This window comes from Sulfurivirga caldicuralii (assembly GCF_900141795.1).
GTDB lineage: Bacteria > Pseudomonadota > Gammaproteobacteria > Thiomicrospirales > Thiomicrospiraceae > Sulfurivirga > Sulfurivirga caldicuralii.
Genome location: NZ_FSRE01000004.1, coordinates 69,961 through 93,284, shown reverse-complemented (window position 1 = coordinate 93,284; position 23,324 = coordinate 69,961). Strand labels below are relative to the sequence as shown.

The following is a 23,324-nucleotide window of genomic DNA, read 5'->3' as shown; positions in this document are numbered from 1 at the left end:
CAAATCAAGAAAAGTTGTGCCAGTCTGTGGGCCTGTTTTGGGCGGTAGCCTTTCAGTCCTGTGTTGCGTCTTAATTTCCGACTGATGGTGGATGGATGTTGAGTTCACAGGCGATCGCGCTGATCCCTTTTCCTGTTATTTTCAGCGCCCAGATCTGGTATCTTTCCTCTTGGGTCAGTCGTTGGTAGTCGGCCATGGCGCACCTCTTTCGTGGTGGTTAGAAGGCGCACAGTCCATGCTATCCCGGCTGGCCCTTCTTGTCACCTCAAGGTGCTGCACTGATTAGTTGAATCCGTGAATAATGACAGGAGTTAAAAATGAAAAGGATAGCGATAGCGATAGCCTTCCTACTGCTGGCGGAACTAGTATATGCAGGCCCATATGAGAATGGTCTCAAGGCTTACGCGAATGGAAATTACAACGAAGCGGTAAAGTGGTTTAAAAAAGCCGCTGATCAGGGGGATGCTATGGCGCAATTCTTCCTGGGGGGTATGTACGCTAATGGCCAGGGAGTGAGGCGAGATTACAAAGAAGCGGCAAAGTGGTTTAAAGAAGCCGCTGAACAAGGGTATGACTGGGCGCAATACGAGCTGGGGCTTATGTACCAGAACGGCCAGGGAGTGAGGCAAGATTACAACGAAGCGGTAAAGTGGTATAAAAAAGCCGCTGAACAGGGGCTTGCCGAGGCGCAAAACAACCTGGGGGTTATGTACGCTAATGGCCAGGGAGTGAGGCAAGATTACAAAGAAGCGGTAAAGTGGTACAAAAAAGCCGCTGCACAGGGGGATGCCGAGGCGCAAATCAACCTGGGGGTTATGTACGCTAAAGGCCGGGGAGTGAGGCAAGATTACAAAGAAACGGTAAAGTGGTACAAAAAAGCCGCTGAACAGGGGGATGCTATGGCGCAATTCTTCCTGGGGCTTATGTACGATAATGGCCAGGGAGTGAGGCAAGATTACAAAGAAGCGGCAAAGTGGTACAAAAAAGCCGCTGAACAGGGGCATGCCAAGGCGCAAAACATCCTGGGGCTTATGTACGCTAATGGCCAGGGAGTGAGGCAAGATTACAAAGAAGCGGTAAAGTGGTTTAGAAAAGCTGCTGAACAGGGGCATGCCGGGGCGCAAAATAACCTGGGGGTTATGTATGTTGAAGGCCAGGGAGTGAGGCAGGACAAGTCGAAAGCGAAAATGCTTTTTGGGCAGGCCTGCGACAATGGCTTCCAACTCGGATGCGACAATTACAGAATCCTGAACGAACAAGGCATACACTAAGGCTTTGCATTCTTTGCCAGGCTGAAAGACTAAAAAATCAAAAAAATTGAATAGCGTTTATTTCAAAAAAGCCTAACGCACTATCGTTTATTGGCGGGGCGGAGATGTTGCCAACCATTCAAGCGATAGCAACCTCTCTTTCCGCCATGCCATTAATACTACCTTTACCATCGGTGGCCAGCAATTGAGTATTTCCACCAGTATCGGCATCGCCTGCTATCCTGATGACAGCGACACGCTGCAAGCGCTGCTGTCCTTTGCCGACAAGGCCATGTTTCACGCCAAGGCGCAGGGGGGCACAACCCTGCGGGGCATTGTGGACATTGCCCGCGCCAGCGATATGCATGTGGTCGCCGAAGGGGTGGAGACGGCCGAACAGCTGTCTGCCGCACGCGAAGCCGGTGTCGAACTGGTGCAGGGCTACTACTACGCCCGGCCCATGCCGTTGGAGGCGTTGATCGATTTTCTGCAGGCACAAAAAACCCGTCCTGAGGACGGGTCAAAAGACTAAGCCGTAAAGCGGCACTCAGCTGTCGTAACGGGCACGCAGGGTTTTGGCCGCGGCCACCATATTGACCAAGGCCGGCTTCACCTCCGCCCAGCCACGGGTCTTGAGACCGCAGTCCGGGTTCACCCACAGGCGCTCTACCGGAATGACTTCGATCGCCTTTTCCAGCAACGCAATCATCTCGTCGGTTTCCGGCACATTGGGCGAATGAATGTCCCATACCCCCGGCCCGATGTCGTTGGGATAGGCATGCTCCACAAACGCCTGCAGCAGCTCCATGCGCGATCGGCTGGTCTCGATGGAGATCACATCCGCGTCCAGCGCTTCGATGGCGTCGATAATGTCGTTGAACTCCGCATAGCACATGTGGGTGTGAATCTGCGTGTCATCCGCCACCCCATTGGCGCTCAGCTTGAAGGCGTGCACCGCCCAGTCCAGATAGGCCGCCCAGCGGGATTTTTTCAGCGGCAGGCCTTCGCGCAGCGCCGGCTCGTCGATCTGAATCACCTTGATTCCAGCCGCCTCCAGATCCTGCACCTCGTCGCGGATGGCCAGGGCGATCTGACGCGCCGTCAATGAGCGCGGCTGATCGTCGCGCACGAACGCCCACTGCAGCATGGTGATGGGCCCGGTCAGCATGCCCTTCATGGGGCGGCTGGTGAGGCTCTGGGCATATTTCGACCATTCCACCGTCATGGGCGCCGGACGGCTCACATCCCCATAAATAATGGGCGGCTTGACCATGCGGGAACCGTAGGACTGCACCCAGCCATGCTGGGTGAAGGTGTAGCCCTTCAGCTGCTCGCCGAAGTATTCCACCATATCGTTGCGCTCCGGCTCGCCGTGCACCAGCACATCGATATCCAGTTCTTCCTGCACCTTGACCACATGGGCAATCTCCGCCTGCATGGCGGCCACATAATCATGCTCCGGCAGCACGCCCTGCCTGTAGTCGCGGCGCGCCTTGCGGATTTCCGGCGTCTGCGGGAAGGAACCGATGGTGGTGGTGGGCAGCAGCGGCAGCTTCATCCAGGCCTGCTGAGCCTGCTTGCGCACGGCAAACGGTGACTGGCGCTCCACGCTTAGATTTTTCGTTTCCTTCAGGCGTTCCTGCACGGCCGGGTCGTGAATCAAAGCAGCTGTTTTTCGGCTTTCCACCGCCCGGGCATGGGTCTGCCAGATCTCACTGTCCACCACGGCAGCATCCTTCAGGCTGTCGTGCAGCAGTTTCAGTTCATCAAGTTTCTGTCTGGCAAAGGCCATCCACTGCCTGATGGTGGGATCCAGCTTGTCTTCCAGCGACAGATCCAGCGGCACATGCAGCAGCGAACAGCTGGGTGCCAGCCACAGGTTTTCACCACGGTCTGCATGCAGCTTCAATAGTCGGCCCCGCAGGGTATTCAGATCCGTTTTCCAGATATTGCGCCCATCAATCCCGCCGACGGACAGCAACTTGTCCTGCGGAAAAGTTTCCAGCCATTCCCACTGATCGTCACCACGGGTGACATCGATGTGCACACCCTCCACCGGCAGCGCTTCGATCAACTCCCTGTGGGCCAGCACGTCATCGAAATAGGTGGTCAGCAACAGCTTCACCCCCTGCCCGCTCAACGCCTCATAGGCACGGGCATAGGCCGCCTGCCAGTCGGCATCCAGCTCCATCACCAGCGCCGGCTCGTCGATCTGCACCCATTCCACGCCCATGGTTTTCAGACGCTGCAGAATCTGCTGATATACCGGCAGCAGCCTGTCAAGCCATGCCAGCCGATCTCCTTCCCCCTTGGACAGATACAGATAGGTCACGGGACCGACCAGAACAGGTTTCACGTGAAACCCAGCCTGCTGCGCATCCGCCACCTGATTGAACAGACTCTCGTCGGTAATAGCGAAGGTGGTATCCGCTTCCAGTTCCGGCACGATATAGTGGTAGTTGGTATCGAACCACTTGGTCATTTCACAGGCGGGCGCCGGCGTCCCCGTGGGGGCACGACCACGGGCCATGCGGAAATAGCAATCCAGATCATAGCTGCCGCCTTCGTTGCGGTGTCGCGCAGGGATATGGCCCAGCAGCGTACTCATGTTAAGCATGTGATCATAGTAGGCAAAATCCCCCACCGGGATCAGCGCCACACCGGCATCCTGCTGCAGCTGCCAGTGACGCAGACGCAGTTCATGTCCCACCGCCAACAGCTCGTGCTGCGACAGCTCACCACGCCAGTAGCGCTCCAGCGCAAACTTCAGTTCACGCTGGGCGCCAAAACGGGGAAATCCGAGGTTATGTATCATGTGTTCATCTCCTGTTTTAGGTGATGAACAGGATAATGAACCCACAACAATAAAAATTGATGATTATTTAATTTAACATGAAATTTATTCATGAGGTAAACCCATGATCTGGCAGGATACCCTTACATTTTCAACTCCCCGCCGCGGCACCTACAACATTACCCGCGAGATCGAGGCTGCGGTAGCCGCGAGCAGCATTCGTACTGGCCTGTGCAATCTGTTCATTCAGCACACCTCCGCCTCGCTGATCGTCACGGAAAATGCCGACCCCTCCGTGCGGCGCGACATTGAATACTGGCTGCAGAAAACCGTAATTGACGGCGATCCCCACTACGAACACAACTATGAAGGCGATGACGACATGAGCGGACACATCCGCACCCTGCTGACGGAAACAAGCCTGAGCGTTCCTGTCAGCCAGGGGCGTCTTGCGCTGGGAACCTGGCAAGGAATTTTCATTTATGAGCATCGCACCGGACGCTTTAACCGCAAGGTGGTCGTGACCATTCACGGAGAGTAAGATCAAGGCTGCAATGTATTCCCCCCCCGAAAAAAGGTACCAGCCGGCAGTGGAATTTTCCGATAAGAGATGACAAGGAGATTCCACATGAAAGAATCCCGCTACAGTGACAGCCAGATCATCAGCATTCTAAAGCAGGCGGAGGCTGGCACCCCCGTGGCCGAACTGTGCCGTGAGCACGGCATGAGCAGTGCTGCCTTCTACAAATGGCGAGTCAAGTACGGTGGCATGGATGCACTCCTTATGAAGCATCTGTGCGAACTTGAAGAGGAAAACCGCCGTCTGAAGAAGATGTACGCCGAACAGCGCCTCATGGCCGAGATCCGCAAGGAAGCCCTGGAGGGAAAGCGCTAAGGCCATCTCAGCGCCGCGAGGATATCCGCCCCGAACAGAACAATATCAACGAGCTGATCGCCATGGTCGGCGGCGTGCCGCTGACCAGCGACGGGGTCATGATCGGCGCCATTGGCGTCAGCGGCGCGCCCGGCGGTGAAAAGGATGAAGCCTGCGCGCTCAAGGCCATCGAAGCACTGGAAGACCGTCTGGAAGGCTTCTCATTGTTTCGGACGGCGCGTGATCAGCCAAGGTAGCGGCGTGTCCAGGCCCAGGCATGGCGCACGATGGTTTCCAGATCGGAATGGTGCGCTCGCCACTGCAGGACCCGCTGGGCCTTGCGGCTGTCCGCCACCAGTTCCGCCGGATCACCCGGTCGCCGCGGCCCCACCTGGACTGGAATGCGGCAGCCCGACTGCGCCACAACCCGCTGACACACCTCAATGACCTCCTTCACGCTGTAGCCGTGGCCGATGCCCAGATTGAAGACATCATAGCCCTTCACGCGGTCTTCCATCAGCGCACTCAAGGCGGCATCATGGGCGGCCACCAAATCCCATACATGAATGTAATCGCGCACGCAGGTGCCGTCGGGAGTGGGATAGTCTTCCCCGTAAATGGTGACGGCCGGTCGCTTGCCCAATGCTGCCTGCAGCACCAGCGGGATCAGATGGGTTTCCGGATCGTGACACTCGCCGAGCTCTCCCTCCGGATCGGCGCCGGCCGCATTGAAATAACGCAGTGAAACGGCGTCGAAGCTGTAGGCCGCCACCGCATCCTCGATCACCTGCTCCATCATGCGCTTGCTGCGGCCATAGGGGTTGATGGGCCGGGTGGGTGCCGTCTCCGGGATGGGCACGCTTTGCGGGTTGCCGTAGGTGGCTGCGGTAGAAGAAAAGATCAGCCGCCGGACGCCCGCCCTGTCCATGGCCGCCAGCAGATTCACGGTGCCGGAGACATTGTTCTGGTAATAAAGCAGCGGATTCTGCACCGACTCCCCCACCAGCGAGCGGGCCGCAAAGTGGATCACCGCATCAAACGCCTGTCCTTCCAGACAGCGTTCAATCGTCTCCGGCCGATTCAAGTCCCCTTCAAACAGGGTGCCATAACGGGCGAGAAAGCGAAATCCGGTGCTGAGATTATCGAAAATCACCACCTCGTGACCTGCGCGCGCCAGCCACTTGGCCATGTGGGCGCCGATATAGCCGGCCCCGCCGGTCACCAGAATCTTCATGGTTTAACCCCCCGCCGGAATGCGGAACAGATCCGCATTGATCCACAGGTGCGCCAGAATGCTGGCGGCATAGCCCAGCGCCACCACAGGCGTCCACTTCAGATGGCTCATGAAGGTATACATGCCCTTCGACTGCCCCATCAGCGCCACCCCTGCGGCGGAGCCGATGGACAGCAATGAGCCGCCGACGCCGGCAGTCAGGGTGACCAGCAGCCAGTCGCCGTGACTCATGTCGGGCATCATGGTCAGCACCGCAAACATCACCGGGATGTTATCGACGAGGGAAGAGAGAATCCCCACGGAAACATTGGCCCACAGCGCACCCCACTGGTCGTAGATGAGGTGAGAGACGCTGTCCAGATAGCCAATGGTTCCCAGACCACCCACCGCCAGAATGACGCCGAAGAAGAACAGCAGCGTGTCCCACTCCGCCCGGGCGATCTTGTTGAAGATGTCAAAGGTGACCGGATGCACCACTTCTGTTTTCGTGCCCTCAGTAGTGACACATTCGATCACTTCCTTTTCACCTGTGACCTTGAGGTAATAACCGTAGAACATCAGCAGGCTGAGACCGGTCATCATGCCCAACACCGGCGGCATGGAAAGGAAGTTGTGAAAGGAAACCGCCATGGCAATGGTGACGAAGAACAGCACCACCACCGCCAGTGCACCCCGCTTGAGCTGAATGTGCTCGTCCAGCTTTTTCGGATTGGATTTGGGAATGGCAAAGTGCATGATTGCTGCCGGCACCACAAAGTTCACCAGCGAAGGCACAAACAGATCGAAGAACTCATGAAACTGCACCACCCCCTTCTGCCATACCATCAGCGTGGTAATGTCACCAAACGGGCTGAAGGCGCCACCGGCGTTGGCCGCCACCACCAGATTGATAAACGCCAGCGCAACAAACTGGGGCGAGTCCTTGCCCACCGCCAGAATCACCGCACCCATCAGCAGCGCGGTGGTGAGGTTGTCGGCCACGGGCGAGATGAAAAACGCCAGAAAGCCGGTAATCCAGAACAGCTGGCGGTAGGTAAAGCCCTTGGCCACCAGCCAGCCGCGCAGCGCGTTGAACACATTGCGCTCGTCCATGGCGTTGATGTAGGCCATGGCCGCCAGCAGAAACAGGAACAGCTCGGCGTATTCAAGGATATTATGGCGCACCGCCTCCTCGGCCACATGCCCCATGCCGTGCTGATTGTAGACCCATGCAATCAGCGCCCAGATCAATCCTGCCGCCAGAACCACCGGCTTGGACTTGCGCAGGTGGGTCACCTCTTCAACCATCACCACCGCATAGGCAATCACGAAAATCGCCAGCGACACGTACCCCACCCAGTGATGGGACAGGTCAAGGTGATGACCGCTCATCTCCGCTGCAATGGCCGCAAACGGCAGCAGCAACACAAGAGACAGCGCACTCCAGGCGCCCAAGGGGGACTTGATCGGGGTATTCATAAGATTCACACGACTCAGATTAAGGTTTTAAGGTTTTAACCGCGTTATTTTAGCGAATACTACAGCTGGCGACGCAGCACAAAGCCGCCCCAGCTGTCCAGTTCGTCCCGATTGGCTGCCGGAAACTGGGCGATCTGCCCGACCCAGGCCACTTGCCAGTGGGACCAGCCGTAAGCGATGCGCAACAAGCCTTTCCACTGCCAGCTTCTCGGCCGAAGCGCCACACCTCCCTCTTCGATCAGCAGCAGGTGCGGCAGCCAGTTAAGCTGCACCCCCAGATCCGCCTGCCAGCCGGTCGAAAGCGGCTCCAGCGCATCGCTGGCGCTGGTGCCCACCATCTGGTCATACAGGCGCACATGCAGCGCCTGCGGGCCCATGCGCAGCAACAGGGACGCCCAGCCTCGATTCAGCAGTGTCCCGGCTTCAGCCCCCATCCCCGCCTGCAGACTGAGCGGCAGGGTTGCATCGTGCCACAGCATGCGCCCCTGTCCGGCCATGACGCCCAAGAGCGGCTGATCCTTGAGTTGATAATGCCAGCCGCGCAGTACATCGTTGCCAACCCAGCGATGGATCTGATTTTGGATCTCTCCCATGCGGGTGCTGGGTCCCAGCCAGCCCAGCTGCACGCCGAGCATGTTCAGACGGCCATGCTGCTGCTGAAACAACACGCCGTTGAGCACGAGCACCCCCGCATAGGACAGATCATCATCCGGCGGCGGCACTGTCTGCGTGTTCAGCGGGGTAAATACCAGGCCCTTGAGCTGGAAAACCTGCACCCAGTCGCGATCGAGCCAGCGGCACGCACCGGCATGCCAGCCTACATCCAACCCACCGGTATAGTGACCGTCACGACCGGCCAGCAGGTCATTTTCCGTGGCCAGATAGAGCTGCTGCGCGTGCGCGGCCTGAACGGCCGTCAGCAGCAGAAGCAGCAGCGCCTTACAGATCGATGTCATCGATATCCTGCGGTACAGGTGGATGGCCGTCGTAGATCAGATCCAGACGGTGCTGGTAGTAGGCTTCGCGAATGAAGATATAGGGGTCCGGCTGGCTTTCCAGCTGATCCAGCAGCACGGCATTTTCCGCATAGCTGCGCGTGGTATCCAGCAGGCGCATGGCCAGTTCCACATCGCCGTCCGCCTCCAGCAGCGCATCATAGACCGGATCCCAAGCCATCTGCGCGCCGGCCCCCACGGCTTCGCGGGTGGTGTAGGGTCCCAGCAGCGGCAGAATCAGGAAATTGGCACGGGGCCATACGCCCCAGGCATACAGGGTCTGGCCCAGATCCTCCTTCTGGTAGTCCATGCCCGCTTCCGTGGCAATGTCCAGCAGGCCGCCCAGACCAAACATCGTATTGATGGCAAAGCGCATGAAGTCGGTCGCTGCCTTTCCCCCTTTGCCCTGCAGCACATCGTTCAGAAACGTCCACGGCACGGACAGATTGGTAAAGAAATTGTGCAGCCCCTTCTGGGCGGGTGCCGGCAGGCTGTCATAAGCCCTGGCTATGGGCCGCCCGAGCGTGCGATGCACGCCCATATTGAAATCGAACATGCTGCGGTTGAACGATTCGTAAGGGTCACTCTGATCAAACGGCTCGGGCTGGGAAGCGGGCTGCGCACCCCAGCTGCCGATCGAAACCAGCAGCAGACCGAACAAAAGCAGGGCCCTCATTGGGCGGATACCGGGGTTACACAGTTCAACTGAATGCTTCTGAGCGCGTCCACAACCACTTCCAGCGCCTTTACGCGCGGAAAGCTGCGTCGGTATGCCAGCGCAACCGTTCGTGCCGGCACGGGGCCCTGAAGCGGCTTGATGACGATGTCTTCCAGGTGGTGCTGAGATGCGGTGCACGGCAGGATGGTGATTCCCACGCCCGTGGCTACCGTGTACATGAGGGTTTCCAGCGAACTGCCCTCCAGCGTGTGTTGCAGCTGGCTGTCCTGCGTCGCAAGGAAGGGATAGGCTTCCAGCACCTGATCGCGGAAGCAGTGACCGGCGCCCAGAATCAGCACCGTATTCTGTTTCAGATGCTTTTTGGTAATCACCGGCTCTTCAGCCAGGGGGTGATCCTTGGCCAGTGCCGCCACGAAGGGTTCTTCGTAGAGTGGAATGGTCTCCATGTTCTGCTCATTGAACGGCAACGCCAGAATGGCCATGTCCAGTGTGCCCTGCGCCAGCTTCTGTGCTAGACCATAGGTATAGTCCTCCTCCACGATCAGTGGCAGCGTGGGTACCTGCTGATGCACAGTATGGATAAAGCGTGGCAACAGGTAGGGGCCGATGGTGTAGATGGCGCCCACGCGCAGTTCGGATGAGAGGCTGTCCTGATCGGCGCGGGCGATTTCCTCGATATCGTGCACCCGCGCGAGGATTTCCCTGGCGATTTCAATGATACGCTGCCCCGTGGGGGTAATGAGGATTTCGCTCTTGCGACGTTCGAACAGCACCACATTGAGTTCGTTCTCCAGTTTGCGAATGGCAACACTCAATGTGGGCTGGCTGATATTGCATGCCTGCGCTGCCTTGCGGAAATGTCTGTGTTCTGCAACAGCGACGATGTAACGCAGTTCGTTTAGAGTCATGGAGTGTGGGTCCTGTTGTCTATATAAGGGTATTTAAGTTTTTGTTTCTTTCTGTTTTTCTTTGCCAGTAACCCGGCTGTTGACAGTATCCGATTTCTCTTTTTTTTCAGTGGCTTGGCGTGTGGTTAAACCGTGTGCAAAGTCCCATGACCTGCGCGGTAGTCGTTGGGGATCATTTGTGGATAAAATCATATTGATATAGTTTAGCCCAATTTATCCACAAAATTCACTCAAGCATTCACAGGACTTATACCCATGACGACCGACTGTTTGAACAGAATTCTGACGCGCCGCAGCGTTTACGATTTCAAGCCAACGCCCATCGATGATAGGGTGATTGAGCGGGCCCTGCTGGCGGCGGTGAGCGCGCCCAATCATGGTCTGACCGAACCATGGCGCTTTTACGTGTTGGGTCGTGAAACGCAAGGGGCCGTGGCAGAGATTTATGCTGATCTGCGCGCCAGCAAGCGTTTCGATCGAGGGGATGCAGCCTGGCAGAAGGCCTACGACAAGGCGTATGCGCGCTTTGCAGCAATTCCCTGTGTGGTGCTGGTGGGTCAGGTGCTGGCCGAGGATCTGGTGCAGCGGGAAGAGGATTATGCGGCGGTGGCGGCGGCCATCGAGAATTTCCTGCTGGCGTTGTGGTGCCAGGATATTGGCTCGCAGTGGAGTACCGGTCCGGTGATCCGCGATTTACGCACCTATGCCCTGCTTGGCATCGATTCGACCCAGGCGCGTCTGCAGGCAGCGCTTTACTGTGGCGAGCCGGCCTGCATGCCGCCGGCGCGTGAACGCAGCTGGGAGACCGTGACGAAATTTCTAAAGTAGCAGTTCGTCGTCGCTTTCGTACAGCAGCGAGGGCTGCAGGCTGCTGCGCAGGCTGCGCTTGAACAGAATCTTGTTCTGCACCACTTCGGGCAGGTCGGTAAACAGAATGAGCCCCTTGTCGATCAGAATATCGATCAGGTCTTCTACCACGCGGACCATCTCCAGGTCCATCTGCTCCAGCACGGCGTCGATCTTGTGCTGATTGGCTTCGTTCTTGAGCCACGCCTGCACGCGGGGATCGCTCAGCGTAGTGGATTCATAGCCAGGCCTGGACACAAAGGAAAAGTCTTCCAGCGTGCCGTCCGCCCCCCATTTCACATACAGCATGACACCTCCTTTGTGCGGACTACTCTTCCGCTTCGCTGAGCACCGGGCCCAGCAGCTCGATCAGGCGGTCGTTCTCGCTATAGTCCACCGGACAGTCGATCACGTGAAGACCGCCTGCCTCCAGGGCCGATTTTAGCGCCGGTTGCAGCGCTTCTGCACGGTCGATGCGGGTGCCCTGTGCACCGAAACTCTGTGCGAGCTGTACAAAGTCCGGATTGCCGAAGGAGACATAGGCGCTGCGGCCAAACTGACGCTGCTGTTTCCACTCGATCAGGCCGTAGCCACCATCGTTCCAGATAAGGACGACCATGTTCACGCCCAGACGCACCGCCGTTTCCAGCTCCTGCACGTTCATCATGAAACCGGCATCGCCGCTGACGGCTACCACCGGCCGTTCAGGATAGGTGAGCGCGGCGGCAATGGCGCCCGGCAGGGCAATGCCCATGCTGGCAAAGCCGTTGGAGATGATGCAGGTGTTGGGCTGTTCGGCGCGGAACATGCGTGCCATCCACATCTTGTGGGCGCCCACGTCCACCACGGTGATGCCTTCCCGCGGCAGCACGGTGCGCAGGTCCCAGATGATCTTCTGCGGTTTCAGCGGCCAGGCGGTGGAATGGCTGCAGCGGTTCATCTCTTCGATCAGCGAATGGCGCAGCTGGCGGCCGATACGGCTATGTTTCGGCGCGATGCCCAGATGGGTCAGGCGGCGCAGGTTCTTGGCGATATTGCCCACCAGTTCAATGTCGGGCAGGTAATCCTGATCCACTTCTGCGGCGGTGGTGTCGATATGGATGATGCGGTGGCTGTGGTGCGGGTTCCACAGATAGGGGTGATACTCCACCATGTCGAAGCCCACTGTAATCACCAGGTCGGCATCGCGAAAGCCGCAGTTTTCGTAGTCGCCCGCCTGCAGCCCTGCGGTGCCCAGCGCCAGCGGGTTCTTGAAGAAGGGCACTACCCCCTTTGCCATGAAGGTATTCACTACCGGAATCTGCAGTGCTTCGGCAAAGGCTTGCAATTCCAGATGGGCATGGGTGCGGATGACGCCATTGCCGGCGAGAATCAGCGGATTTTCCGCCGCATCGATCAGTTCCGCCGCCTTTTTCAGATGGCTTTCCGGTGCCATGGGCAAGCGTTCACGCCGCACCGGCAGCGGTGTATTCGGCACCGGCATCTTGGCGATGTTTTCCGGGAAGTCGATAAAAGTCGCACCCGGCTTTTCGCTCTGCGCCACCTTGAACGCCTTGCGCACCACTTCCGGTACGGTTTCCGGTTCCAGAATCTGCGCGGCGTACTTGCTGATGGGGTTGAACAGGCTCACCAGATCCAGTACCTGGTGGGATTCCTTGTGCATGCGCGTGGTAGCAGCCTGCCCCGCCAGTGCCACAATGGGCGCACGGTCCATGTTGGCGTCGGCGACACCGGTGACCAGATTAGTGGCGCCGGGACCGAGAGTGGAGATGCACACGCCCGCCTTGCCGGTCAGGCGGCCATACACATCCGCCATGAAGGCGGCACCCTGTTCGTGGCGGGTGGTGATGAATTGGATGGGGCTGTCGGCGAGGGCGTCGATCAGGTCCAGATTTTCCTCGCCGGGAATACCGAAGATGAAGCGAACCTCTTCCGCTTCAAGACACTGGACCAGCAGTTGTGCGGCGTTTTGCAAGGGGGTGTCCTATTTGTTGGCCAGCAGCCAGTCGACGGTCTGCCACAGGCGCGTGCGGCTGCCGTTCATCACCACGTCAGTGAGCCACTGTCCGTTAACCACGATGGCCGGCACGCCATCGATGCCGAAATCCTGCGTCAGTTTGCGCGCTTCCTTCACCTGCGTGTCCACCTTGAAGGACTTGAACATGGTATCAAAGTCCTTGGGATCCACACCGAACTGGCTGTACCACGCGGCCAGTTTTTCTACGCTGAACAGCTTGAGGCGATCGCGGTGCAGGGCATCGAACAGTGCCTTGTGGGACTGCTCCAGCACGCCGAGGTTTTTTGCCGTGAAGAAGGCGCGGGCAAAGAAGATCCATGCCGGGCTGTCGATGACTGCGGGGTAGCGTTCAAAGGTGACGTCAGCCGGCTTTCGCTGCAACCAGGCGTCGATGCTGGGTTCCAGATGGTAGCAGTGTGGGCAGCCGTAGAAGAAAAACACGGTGACGTGCTTCGCCTTGGGATGCGGACGGGGTACCTTCTTGTATTCCACCCCTTCCATGGGAGGTTCGATCTCGTCAGCATGGGCTAGCGGCGCCAGTGCGGCGGCACCCAGCAGGGTGGTGAAATGGCGTCGGGTCAGTTTCATCATCGGCTCCTTACAGTTTGCCGTAGGAATGCAGGCCGGACAGGAACATGTTCACGCCCAGAAAGGCGAAGGTGGTGACCAGCAGACCCACCAGCGCCCACCACGCCATGGGGCGGCCGCGCCAGCCCTTGGTCATGCGCAGGTGCAGCCAGGCTGCATAGTTGAGCCACACGATCAGCGCCCAGGTTTCCTTCGGGTCCCAGCTCCAGTAGCCGCCCCAGGCCTCGGCTGCCCACACCGCGCCGAGAATGGTGGCGATGGTGAAGAAGGCGAAGCCGAAGGCGATGGACTTATACATGAGCTCGTCCATCATCTCCAGCGACGGCATCGCCTTGACAAAGGTGCTGTCGGGTTTTTTGCGCGCCAGCGTATCGGTGATCAGATAGGCGGCCCCTACCATGGCCGCCAGCGCAAAGGCACCGTAGCCGAGGAAATTGGCGGGCACGTGCAGCTTCATCCAGTAGCTCTTCAGTGCGGGCACCAGCGGCTGGATGTGATACGCCTCGCGGTCGAAGGTGTACCACAGCAGAAAGGCCACGGCGGCGGAGACCACCAGCATGACGAAGCCGCCCAGTGCGCGGGTGCGGTATTTCTGCTCGAAGTAGAGGTACACCAGTGCGGTGATCACCGAGAAAAGGATGAATACTTCATACAGGCTGCTGATGGGAATATGGCCGTAGTCCGGATTGATCAGATAGGACTCGTACCAGCGCATCATCATGCCGGTCAGGCCAAAGGTGGCGCCCGCCCAGGTCAGGCCCGTGGCTACCTTGCCGGCAAACTCGGAGCGGATGAACAGGGCGAAGAAATAGCCGGCCGTGGCCAGCACATACAGGGCGCTCATCCACATGAAGGCGCTCTGGCTGGAGAGCAGGTACTTGAGCAGGAAGAGCTGCTCCTGCACCTTTACGTCATTGCCATGGCTGCTGTACTGCCACACCCCCAGCAGCGTCAGCGCCGCGACGCCAAGCAGATAGAGACGGATACTGGGCCAGAAGGCACCCAGGGCGATGAGGCCTGGCACGGCACCGATCAGGATGGCCTTTTCATAGACATCCATGTAGGTGTGCAGATCCAGCCAGACAGCCACACCGGTCACAATGACCAGCAGGCTCCAGACAATGCCGAACAGGCTGAAGCGTTCCTTCAGGGTCGGGTTGGTCTGCATATGCTCTGCATAGGTGTCATTAACGGTATTCACGGGGTCCCTCCGCAGGTTTGCTGTAGCCGCGCCAACAGGCGTTTGAATTCCTTTTCCATTTCCGGCGTATTTTTATTGTCTTTCGCCGCGATCACCACAGTATGACCATTGTCTGAAGTGGTTGATTTGTCAAAGTATACCCAAACCCGGCGCTGACGTACGTAGAAGAGCAGGAACACGCCCAGCGTCAGCATCAGGCTGCCGAAATAGACAATGTCCTTGCCCGGTGATTTGGTGACCTGCAGGCCGGTGGCCATCAGCAGCTTGAAGCTTTCCAACTTGACGAAGATGGGATAACCGAACTTCGGCAACGCCAGCACGGCGTTGATGGCGTCCTCAAACCAGGTCTTGTCGAAATCGGTCAACTCGTCGCGGGACTTGATCCTGCCCTGCTGCTTGAGCATTTCCACATACAGCACCTGCAGCCCGTCGGTGAGCTGCGCCAGGTAGAAGTCCTTGATCGACTTCTGCTTGTCCTCGGGCACATTGGTCTTGATGAAATGTTCGATGCCCTTGAAGCCGGCGTCGCGGAACAGGCGGATCAGGTTCTGCCACAGCTGAATCTGCAGCGCCTGCTCGCGCACGCTCAGCTTGCTGAACTGCGGATCGCTTTTGATGTACTGCGCGAAGATTGCCAGCCGCTTCTGATCGTTGTTGAGCAGTTCGATAAAGGCCATGAAGCGCTTGAGACTGCGTTTTTCGTCGGCCGGAATGAACAGGTAGCGGTAGGGCTCGGCTACCGAGTCGCGCACGCCGGCCACGAAGAATTCGCGTCCCTGCTGTTTGAGTGGCAGCATGTAGGTTTCATACTCCTTGGCGGTGCCCTGCTCGTTGCGGATCTTGTAAACCAGTTTCGGACCGTTGTTGTGCATCTTGCGGCCGGTCTGTTTCTCTTCTTCCGGTGTAGTCGGCACCACATTGTGCAGCTTGAAGTCGTCAAATTCGAAGCGCAGCTTGCCCTGTGTGGTTTCGAGAATTTCCTTCTGGCCGATGCGGCTGGTCATTTCCATCGGCTGTGTTTCTGCACCGGTGAGCGGATAGAGCTTGAGCTGCAGCTGGGTGCCGCCGTCCTCAAAGGAAGACTGATAGATGGCTATGTCGCCCAGAATGAGAGGATGGTTCACTCGCAGGGTATGTTCGACGGTCTTGCCGGTTGCCTTGTCGCGCACCACCAGATCGGTGATGAAGTCCTTGGGCATGCCGGTGTCGTAATAGTTGATGTGGAATTTCTTCACGATCATTTCGAACGGCAGCTGCTGCAGGAAGTAGCCGCGGTCGTAGGGCAGGAAGATAAAGTCGGCCTTCTGGCCCTCGGGAATGGTGACGGAGCCGCGGAAGGAGATGTTGTCCTGCGGCAGCACGGCCTTTGGATTGATCTGACTGATGGGCACATCGCGGGTTTCCGGCACGGCCTGGCCGGTCATCACCTTGTACTTCAGCATCAGGTTGGAATCCACCACCGCGCCGAGCAGGATCACCACGATGCCGATATGGGTGAGGAAATAACCAAGGCGGTTCCAGCGCCCTTTCATGCCGGCGATCATCACGCCCCGTTCGCTTTCTTTGCGCTTGAGCTTGAAGCCCTCCTGTTTCAGCGCCGCTTCCATGGTCTGCAGGGCGACATCCGACTGAGTGCAGGCCACTTCGGCGTGGTTGGGCTGGTGCAGCAGCGCCGTGCGCGAGAGGTTTTCCGCATGGCTGTTCATGTCGCGCAGGAAAACCGGCACATGGCGGATCACGCACGTGGTGGTAGAGACAATCAGAAAGAGGATGACAAGAACGAACCACCAGGTGCTGTAGATGTGGAAGATGCCGATTTTCTCGAACAGCTCTGCCCAGAAGGGGCCGAACTTGACCACATAGTTCTGATAGGGCTCGCCCTGTTTGACCACTGTGCCGATGACGGAAGCAATGGCCAGCATCACCAGCAGGGTGACGGCCAGACTCATGGAGCTGAAGAAGTCGTAGACTGCGCGGGCGCGGGAAACGGGTTTGGCCATATCGGTTCACTGCGATTGATAAGAATCAGCAAGTATACGGGCAGCACGCCTTCAAGGCAAAAAGATCACCGTCGATCATGGGGATACCGACACGCCTTGCGCTACCATATAGGCTTCATTATCACAGGAACAATTTCATGCAGCATCCGCTCTATCAGCAGGCGCGTTTTCTCAAAAGCGCGCCCAGCATCAAGCAGGCCCCGCCCGATGAAGGCTGGGAAGTGGCCTTTGCCGGGCGCTCCAATGCCGGCAAGTCTAGCGCGCTCAACACCATCACCTCGCAAAAGTCACTGGCGCGCGTGTCCAAGACGCCCGGGCGCACCCAGCTGATCAACTTCTTCGAGCTGGACGATCAGCGCCGTCTGGTGGACCTGCCCGGTTATGGTTTCGCCAGGGTGAATGAGGCCATGCGCCGCGAATGGGAACGGCATCTGAGCGAATATATCGAAAAGCGCGAATCCCTCGCCGGGCTGATCGTGCTGATGGACATCCGTCACCCGCTTACCGAGGTGGATGAGCTCATGCTCGGCTGGACGCAGGGACTGGAGCTGCCGGTGCACGTGCTGCTTACCAAGGCAGACAAGCTGAAGCGGGGGCCGGCCAAGGCCACTGTGCTCAAGGTACAGAAGTATCTGCAGGAACACTATCCCCACGCAACCGCCCAGACTTTCTCCAGCCTCAAGCGCGAGGGCCTGGTGCAGGTATGGGCCAAACTGGATAAATGGCTGCACTATGAACGCCCAGCCAAAAAGGCTGACTGAATCGACAGAGAGGGGGGTCCCCGACTTTTTACAGAGCTGATTTTTTTCGGCTGAAAAAAAGGCGCTATTTGCAGCGAAAATGCACTAAAAATCGTTAAAAGAGGCACATCATGCAGTTTTCATCACCCTTGAGACACAACGCCCGCCGCATGCTGCTGCTGGGCGCCGGCGAGCTGGGCAAGGAAGTGGCCATTGAGGCGCAGCGGCTGGGACTGGAAGTGATCGCTGTGGACCGCTACGAAGGCGCGCCGGCGATGCAGGTGGCACACCGCGCCCATGTGATCGACATGCGCGATGCCGATACGGTGCTGGAAGTGATCCGTCGCGAGCAGCCCGACTGGATTCTGCCGGAGATCGAGGCCATTAGCATTGAGGCGCTGTTTGCCGCCGAAGCCAAGGGCTTTACTGTCATTCCCAATGCGGAAGCGGTCAACAAGACCATGAACCGCAAACACATCCGCCAGTTTGCGGCCGAAACCCTGGGGCTGAAAACTGGTGCCTACCGTTTTGTGCGCTCCGAAGCGGAGCTGGCACAGGCGGCGGCTGAACTGGGCTGGCCCTGCGTGGTCAAGCCGGTGATGAGCAGCTCCGGCCATGGCCAGAGCGTGATTCATTCTGCCGATGAGGTAGGGAAGGCGTGGCAGTTTGCGCAGGCAGACGCCCGTGGCGATGCCAGCGAACTAATCGTGGAGGCCTTTATCGATTTCGACTATGAAATCACCCTGCTCACTGCCCGCAATGGCCGCGAAACGGTGTTCTGCGCGCCCATCGGGCATATTCAGCAGGATGGCGACTACATCTTCAGCTGGCAGCCGCACCCCATGGAGGACAGCGTGCTGGCGCAGGCGCAACAGATCGCCCGTACCATTACCGACGGCCTGGGCGGTCGTGGCATTTTCGGCGTGGAGCTGTTCGTCAAGGGCGATGAAGTCTATTTCTCGGAAGTGAGCCCGCGCCCACACGACACCGGCATGGTGACGCTGATTACCCAGAACAAGAGCGAGTTTGCCTTGCATGTGCAGGCGGTGCTGGGCCTGCCGCTGGACTTTACCTTCATGACTCCGGGTGCCTCGGCGGCCTATAAGGCCAGTGGACATAGCAGCGCGCCGGTGCTGGACATCCCGGAAAATCTCTTTTCCGCCGATGGATTGGTGCGCGTATTCGGCAAGCCGGTATCCCATTGCGGTCGGCGCATGGCAGTGGTGCTGGCCCAGGCGGAAACCGCCGAGGCGGCGCTGGAAAAGGCACGGGCGCGGGTGGCGCCCATTTCAGATCATTGACCTGGCTATCCACGCGCACGTGGGCTGACGCCGCTTCAGGCGCCGGCGCGCTCTTTCAGTGCGCGGCTTCCCAGTTGGGGCCGATGCCCACATCGGCCACCAGCGGCACGCGCAGCGTCATGGCCGATTCCATGGTTTCCCTGATGGTTCTGGCGATGGGGTGTTCCAGTGTTACCTCGCCGGGCACCTCGAACACCAGTTCATCGTGCACCTGCAGGATCATGCGCGTGTCGCCATAGAGGGCATCCGCCGGCAGATCCTCGCGCAGCCAGGCGTCGATGCGGATCATGGCGGTCTTGATGATATCGGCCGCAGTGCCCTGCAGCGGGGCGTTGATGGCGGCGCGTTCGGCATACTGGCGCACCTGCGGGTTTTTGCTGTGGATGTCAGGCAGATAGAGGCGTCTGCCCATGAGGGTTTCCACATAGCCCTGCTGCTTCGCCTTTTCGCGGATTTCGTCCATGTAGCGCCTCACCCCGGGGTAGCGCTCGAAATAGGTGTCGATGTAGGCCTGGGCTTGCTTGCGGTCGATCTCCAGCTGCTGGGCGAGGCCATAGGCGCTCATGCCGTAGATGAGGCCGAAGTTAACCGTCTTGGCGTGGCGGCGCATCTCGGGCGTGACCTCATCCACGGGCACGCCGAAGATTTCGGCGGCGGTGGCCCTGTGGATGTCCAGCCCCTGTTCAAACGCCTTGATGAGGTTTTCGTCGCCGCTGAAATGGGCCATGATGCGCAGCTCGATCTGCGAGTAGTCGGCGGCGAGGATTTTTGAGCCTTGCGGCGCGATAAAGGCCTGGCGGATGCGCCGACCCTCCGGCGTGCGCACAGGGATGTTCTGCAGGTTGGGGTCGGTGCTGGAGAGGCGTCCGGTGGCGGTGACCGCCTGCTGGTAGCTGGTGTGCACCCGCCCGGTGTCGGGGTCGATCTGCTTCACCAGCGCATCGGTGTAGGTGGACTTGAGTTTGGCCAGGCCGCGGTATTCCAGAATCAGCTTCGGCAGCTCATGGCCCTGCTCGGCCAATTCCTGCAGCACGCTTTCGGCGGTGGAGGGCTGACCCTTGGGGGTCTTCTTGAGCACCGGCAGCCCCAGCTTGTCGAACAGAATCGTCTGCAGCTGCTGGGGCGAATTGAGATTGAATTCTTCGCCCGCCAGTTTCCACGCCTGTTGCTCCAGTTCCTTGAGCCTTTTGGCCAGCTCCTTGGAATAGGCTTTGAGCTGCTCGGCGTCCAGCAGCACGCCGGTATGCTCCATGCGCGCCAGCACCGGCTCCAGCGGAATTTCGATCCCTTCATAGATGTGGCGCAGCTTCTCGTCCTGTTCCAGCTTCGGCCATAGCACCTTGTGCAGGCGCAGCACCAGCTCGGCATCCTCGGCGGCGTAGGGGGCGGCCTGTTCGAGCGGGACCTGGGCGAAGTTGATCTGCTTGCGCCCCTTGCCGGCCACGTCGGTGTAATGGGTGGTGCGGTGGCCCAGATATTTCAGCGCCAGCTCGTCCAGCCCGTGGCGTTCAGTGCTGTTGAGCACATAGGATTGCAACATGGTGTCGTGGGTAATGGGTTCTAGCGTGATGCCGGCATTCTTGAACACATGCCAGTCATACTTGAGGTTCTGTCCCGCCTTGGGCGCCTGTTCCAGCAGCGGGCGCAGCGTTTCCAGCACCTGATCTATGGGCAGCTGCTCCGGCACGCCGGGGTAGTCGTGGGCCAGCGGCAGGTAGGCCGCTTCCACATCGTCATCGTCGGCCACGGCGAAGCTGATGCCCACCAGTCTGGCGCGCATGGGATCCAGTGCGGTGGTTTCGCAGTCGATGGCGAACAGCTCGGCTTTTTTGAGGCGCTTGACCCACACATTCAGTGCAGCGTCATCAAGGATGACCGGCACATCCTGCGTGGTATTGGTCTGCGCCGGGGCGTTCTTTTCGTCCTCGCTGCCGCCGAACAGGGGATGCCCGGCCAGCTTGCGGTTGAGCCAGCTGTTGAATTCATAGCGGCGGATCAGTTCCAGCAGCTTTTCGTCGTCCTCCGGCTGCTTGACGAGATCCTGCCAGCGGATGGGCAGGTCCAGATCGGTGCGGATGCGGGTCAGCTCGCGGGACAGCCTGAGCTGATCCAGGTGGGCGCGCAGGTTTTCGCCCACCTTGCCCTTGATTTCGTCGGCGTGGGCGATGAGGGCGTCTAGATCGCCATACTGCTGCAGCCACTTGGCGGCGGTTTTCGGCCCCACCTTGGGCACGCCGGGAATATTGTCGGAACTGTCGCCCATCAGCGCCAGATAGTCCACCATCTGCTCAGGTGCCACGCCGTATTTTTTGATCACGCCGTCGCGCTCGAGGATCTGATCCTTCATGGTGTCGATCAGGGTAATGTGATCGTTCACCAGCTGGGCCATGTCCTTGTCGCCGGTGGAGATGAGCACCTGCTTGCCTTCCCTGGCGGCCTGCGTGGCCAGCGTACCGATCACGTCGTCCGCCTCCACGCCGTCGATCACCACCACCGGAATGCCCAGCGCGCGGATGAATTGGTGCAGCGGCTCGATCTGCTGGGCCAGGTCGTCCGGCATGGGCGGGCGGTTCGCCTTGTAGGCCTCGTACATTTCGTGACGGAAGTTCTTGCCGCGGGCATCGAATACCACCGCGATGCGCTGCGGCTGATAGGTGTCCAGCAGCTTGCCCACCATATTGATCACGCCGTACATGGCGCCGGTGGGGGTGCCGTCGGAGGTGGTCAGCGGCGGCAGCGCGTGATAGGCGCGGAACAGGTAGCTGGAGCCGTCAACGAGAATGAGGTCGGGTTTTTGCATGGGGCCTTCCTGAAAGACTGGATCAGGCTGAAATAATGGCACCATCGCTGCCTTTTGGCAAATCCCCGCTGGGGGCTCGCTGTCGATTTGCAGTAAAATCCTGTTGATCGACGATACGGCAGGAAATCATGTCCGTTTACACCACTATTACCGAAGACGAGCTGTCACAGTTTCTCACCCGTTATGATCTGGGCACCCTGCGCAGCTTCGAGGGCATTTCCGAAGGCATCGAAAACACCAACTATTTCGTGGACACGGAAGCGGGGCGCTACGTGCTCACCATTTTCGAACAGCACAGTTTTGACGAGCTGCCCTATTTCCTCAATATCATGGCCTTCATGGCCGAGCACGCCATTCCTACTGCGCATCCCATTGCCGACAGGGAAGGCAATTACCTCAACCGCCTGCACGACAAACCGGCGGCGCTGGTGCAGCGTCTCGATGGCTGCGGTGTCGAGCAGCCCAATGTGCGCCAGTGCGCCGTCATGGGCGAAACCCTGGCGCGCTTTCACCTGGCCGGGCGCGATTTCGACGGCTACCGCGCCAACGACCGCGACCTGAGCTGGGCCGAGCGCACCTTTGCCGAGATTGAGCCCTATCTGGATGAGGAAGACAAGGCACTGCTCAGGGACGAGCTGGCCTATCAGCAGGCGCAGGACTGGGCGCATCTGCCGCAGGGGGTGATCCATGCCGATCTGTTTACCGACAATGCCCTGTTCCGCGGCGACGAACTGGCCGGTATTATCGACCTCTATTACGCCTGCAATGCGCCGTGGCTCTACGATCTGGCAGTGATGGTGAACGACTGGGCGCGGGATGAAGAAAACCGTTACGATCTGGAGCGGGTCCGCGCCATCATGCAGGCCTATCAGCAGGTGCGTCCGCTGACCGAACTGGAGCAGGCGGAATGGCCGGCGGCGCAGCGCATGGCGGCGTTGCGGTTCTGGCTGTCGCGTCTCAAGGACAAGGTGTTGCCACGGGAGGGCGCGCTCACCATGATCAAAAACCCGGATGTGTTCAGGCAGGTGCTGTTGCACCACCGCACCGAACCGCTGCCCCATTTCGCATGAACAGGCTCAGCTGCGAGCAGGGCGCAGCAGCGCTCCAGGCGGGCGAAATCATCGCCTATCCCACCGAAGGGGTGATGGGTCTGGGTTGCGACCCCTGCAACGAAGCGGCGGTGATGCGCCTGCTGGCCCTAAAGCGCCGCCCTATCGAAAAGGGGTTGATTCTGGTGGGCGCCGATCTGGAGCAATTGCGCCCGCTCATGGATGCCTCACGCATCGAAGCCGATCACTGGGCGCGGCTTTCGGCCGGCTGGCCCGGGCCTGTCACCTTTGTGGTGCCCGCCAGTGAAAGGGTGCCCGCCTGGATTCGCGGCCGCTTCGTCAGCGTCGCCCTGCGCGCCAGCGCCCATCCCGTGGTGCAGCGGCTCTGCCGCGAATTTGGCGGCCCCATCGTCTCCACCAGCGCCAACCTCAGCGGTGAAGCCCCGGCGCGTGCCTGCGACGAACTCTCGCCCGAGCTGTTGCAACACCTTGCCGGCTGCGTGGCGGGTGCAATCGGCGATTTGCAGGGCCCGACGCCGATTATTGATGTGTTGACGGGCCGAACCTTGCGCTGATACGACTCAACCGCT

22 protein-coding genes and 1 pseudogene are annotated in these 23,324 nt (G+C 59.2%); 10 read left to right on the top strand and 13 right to left on the bottom strand.

Going from position 1 to position 23,324, the window contains the following annotated elements:
- Positions 1 to 70 precede the first annotated feature (70 nt).
- On the bottom strand, positions 71 to 196 hold the full coding sequence (locus tag BUQ81_RS08645) for a helix-turn-helix domain-containing protein (protein WP_143598490.1): 126 nt from the start codon (positions 194 to 196) through the stop codon (positions 71 to 73).
- Positions 197 to 317: 121 nt separating this feature from the next.
- Here BUQ81_RS08645 and BUQ81_RS08940 point away from each other — a divergent pair, with 121 nt between their 5' ends.
- Both BUQ81_RS08940 and BUQ81_RS08165 read left to right on the top strand, forming a co-directional pair.
- Positions 318 to 1,271: an SEL1-like repeat protein gene (locus tag BUQ81_RS08940; protein ID WP_074201920.1), complete on the top strand. Its 954-nt coding sequence runs from the start codon at positions 318 to 320 to the stop codon at positions 1,269 to 1,271.
- Between the two features lie 82 nt (positions 1,272 to 1,353).
- The gene (locus BUQ81_RS08165) at positions 1,354 to 1,782 is read left to right on the top strand and encodes an EAL domain-containing protein (protein ID WP_084188327.1); all 429 of its coding nucleotides are present in this window, start codon (positions 1,354 to 1,356) and stop codon (positions 1,780 to 1,782) included.
- A 15-nt stretch (positions 1,783 to 1,797) separates the two neighbouring features.
- Here the strand turns inward: BUQ81_RS08165 and metE are convergent, their stop codons facing one another.
- A complete protein-coding gene (gene metE, locus BUQ81_RS08160; RefSeq protein WP_074201918.1) occupies positions 1,798 to 4,065 on the bottom strand; it encodes a 5-methyltetrahydropteroyltriglutamate--homocysteine S-methyltransferase in 2,268 nt (755 codons plus the stop codon).
- 103 nt (positions 4,066 to 4,168) lie between these two features.
- On the opposite strand from metE, the gene BUQ81_RS08155 reads away from it, so the two are divergent.
- The 3 genes and pseudogenes from BUQ81_RS08155 to BUQ81_RS08570 all read left to right on the top strand — a co-directional run bounded on the left by BUQ81_RS08155 (position 4,169) and on the right by BUQ81_RS08570 (position 5,175).
- On the top strand, positions 4,169 to 4,585 hold the full coding sequence (locus tag BUQ81_RS08155; RefSeq protein ID WP_074201917.1) for a secondary thiamine-phosphate synthase enzyme YjbQ: 417 nt from the start codon (positions 4,169 to 4,171) through the stop codon (positions 4,583 to 4,585).
- A gap of 87 nt (positions 4,586 to 4,672) precedes the next feature.
- A pseudogene (locus tag BUQ81_RS08150) lies at positions 4,673 to 4,959 on the top strand (transposase); the annotation flags it as partial.
- Between the two features lie 42 nt (positions 4,960 to 5,001).
- Positions 5,002 to 5,175 carry a heme-binding protein gene (locus tag BUQ81_RS08570; RefSeq protein WP_084188330.1) on the top strand — a complete coding sequence of 58 codons (174 nt, stop codon included), beginning with the start codon at positions 5,002 to 5,004 and terminating at the stop codon, positions 5,173 to 5,175.
- Here the strand turns inward: BUQ81_RS08570 and galE are convergent.
- The 5 genes from galE to BUQ81_RS08120 are packed head-to-tail and all read right to left on the bottom strand — an operon-like array spanning position 5,163 to position 10,192.
- Positions 5,163 to 6,152: a UDP-glucose 4-epimerase GalE gene (gene galE / locus BUQ81_RS08140; RefSeq protein WP_074201915.1), complete on the bottom strand. Its 990-nt coding sequence runs from the start codon at positions 6,150 to 6,152 to the stop codon at positions 5,163 to 5,165. The genes BUQ81_RS08570 and galE overlap by 13 nt on opposite strands.
- Before the next feature lie 3 nt (positions 6,153 to 6,155).
- Positions 6,156 to 7,610 carry a sodium:proton antiporter NhaD gene (gene nhaD / locus BUQ81_RS08135; protein ID WP_074201914.1) on the bottom strand — a complete coding sequence of 485 codons (1,455 nt, stop codon included), beginning with the start codon at positions 7,608 to 7,610 and terminating at the stop codon, positions 6,156 to 6,158.
- A 59-nt stretch (positions 7,611 to 7,669) separates the two neighbouring features.
- Positions 7,670 to 8,566: a lipid A-modifier LpxR family protein gene (locus tag BUQ81_RS08130; protein ID WP_074201913.1), complete on the bottom strand. Its 897-nt coding sequence runs from the start codon at positions 8,564 to 8,566 to the stop codon at positions 7,670 to 7,672.
- Positions 8,550 to 9,281: an MlaA family lipoprotein gene (locus tag BUQ81_RS08125; protein ID WP_074201912.1), complete on the bottom strand. Its 732-nt coding sequence runs from the start codon at positions 9,279 to 9,281 to the stop codon at positions 8,550 to 8,552. The genes BUQ81_RS08130 and BUQ81_RS08125 overlap by 17 nt, the downstream gene beginning before the upstream one ends.
- Positions 9,278 to 10,192 carry a LysR substrate-binding domain-containing protein gene (locus BUQ81_RS08120; RefSeq protein WP_074201911.1) on the bottom strand — a complete coding sequence of 305 codons (915 nt, stop codon included), beginning with the start codon at positions 10,190 to 10,192 and terminating at the stop codon, positions 9,278 to 9,280. The genes BUQ81_RS08125 and BUQ81_RS08120 overlap by 4 nt, the downstream gene beginning before the upstream one ends.
- A 255-nt stretch (positions 10,193 to 10,447) precedes the next feature.
- On the opposite strand from BUQ81_RS08120, the gene BUQ81_RS08115 reads away from it, so the two are divergent.
- On the top strand, positions 10,448 to 11,020 hold the full coding sequence (locus BUQ81_RS08115) for a nitroreductase family protein (RefSeq protein WP_074201910.1): 573 nt from the start codon (positions 10,448 to 10,450) through the stop codon (positions 11,018 to 11,020).
- Here the strand turns inward: BUQ81_RS08115 and BUQ81_RS08110 are convergent.
- Genes BUQ81_RS08110 through BUQ81_RS08090 form a run of 5 tightly spaced genes read right to left on the bottom strand, consistent with a single transcriptional unit; the run spans position 11,012 to position 16,844 of the window.
- Complete coding sequence (locus BUQ81_RS08110; RefSeq protein ID WP_084188326.1) at positions 11,012 to 11,347, bottom strand: hypothetical protein; 336 nt, start codon at positions 11,345 to 11,347, stop codon at positions 11,012 to 11,014. The genes BUQ81_RS08115 and BUQ81_RS08110 overlap by 9 nt on opposite strands.
- 19 nt (positions 11,348 to 11,366) lie before the next feature.
- Positions 11,367 to 13,013 (bottom strand): acetolactate synthase large subunit, encoded by a 1,647-nt coding sequence (locus tag BUQ81_RS08105; protein ID WP_074201909.1) that lies wholly within the window; start codon positions 13,011 to 13,013, stop codon positions 11,367 to 11,369.
- A 9-nt stretch (positions 13,014 to 13,022) separates the two neighbouring features.
- Complete coding sequence (locus BUQ81_RS08100; protein WP_074201908.1) at positions 13,023 to 13,643, bottom strand: thiol:disulfide interchange protein DsbA/DsbL; 621 nt, start codon at positions 13,641 to 13,643, stop codon at positions 13,023 to 13,025.
- Between the two features lie 10 nt (positions 13,644 to 13,653).
- Positions 13,654 to 14,811 carry a c-type cytochrome biogenesis protein CcsB gene (ccsB, locus tag BUQ81_RS08095; protein ID WP_084188325.1) on the bottom strand — a complete coding sequence of 386 codons (1,158 nt, stop codon included), beginning with the start codon at positions 14,809 to 14,811 and terminating at the stop codon, positions 13,654 to 13,656.
- 29 nt (positions 14,812 to 14,840) lie between these two features.
- Entirely contained in the window at positions 14,841 to 16,844 is a 2,004-nt protein-coding gene (locus BUQ81_RS08090) for a cytochrome c biogenesis protein ResB (RefSeq protein WP_084188324.1), read from the bottom strand.
- Positions 16,845 to 16,981: 137 nt separating this feature from the next.
- On the opposite strand from BUQ81_RS08090, the gene yihA reads away from it, so the two are divergent.
- Positions 16,982 to 17,605, top strand: coding sequence for a ribosome biogenesis GTP-binding protein YihA/YsxC (gene yihA / locus BUQ81_RS08085; RefSeq protein ID WP_074201906.1), 624 nt, complete (start codon positions 16,982 to 16,984; stop codon positions 17,603 to 17,605).
- Between the two features lie 110 nt (positions 17,606 to 17,715).
- On the top strand, positions 17,716 to 18,885 hold the full coding sequence (purT, locus tag BUQ81_RS08080; RefSeq protein WP_074201905.1) for a formate-dependent phosphoribosylglycinamide formyltransferase: 1,170 nt from the start codon (positions 17,716 to 17,718) through the stop codon (positions 18,883 to 18,885).
- A gap of 55 nt (positions 18,886 to 18,940) precedes the next feature.
- On the opposite strand, the gene polA is transcribed toward purT, so the two are convergent.
- Entirely contained in the window at positions 18,941 to 21,685 is a 2,745-nt protein-coding gene (gene polA / locus BUQ81_RS08075; RefSeq protein ID WP_074201904.1) for a DNA polymerase I, read from the bottom strand.
- Positions 21,686 to 21,813: 128 nt separating this feature from the next.
- On the opposite strand from polA, the gene BUQ81_RS08070 reads away from it, so the two are divergent.
- The gene (locus BUQ81_RS08070) at positions 21,814 to 22,755 is read left to right on the top strand and encodes a homoserine kinase (RefSeq protein WP_074201903.1); all 942 of its coding nucleotides are present in this window, start codon (positions 21,814 to 21,816) and stop codon (positions 22,753 to 22,755) included.
- The gene (locus tag BUQ81_RS08065) at positions 22,752 to 23,309 is read left to right on the top strand and encodes an L-threonylcarbamoyladenylate synthase type 1 TsaC (RefSeq protein ID WP_074201902.1); all 558 of its coding nucleotides are present in this window, start codon (positions 22,752 to 22,754) and stop codon (positions 23,307 to 23,309) included. Before BUQ81_RS08070 ends, BUQ81_RS08065 begins: the two co-directional genes overlap by 4 nt.
- Positions 23,310 to 23,324 lie beyond the last annotated feature (15 nt).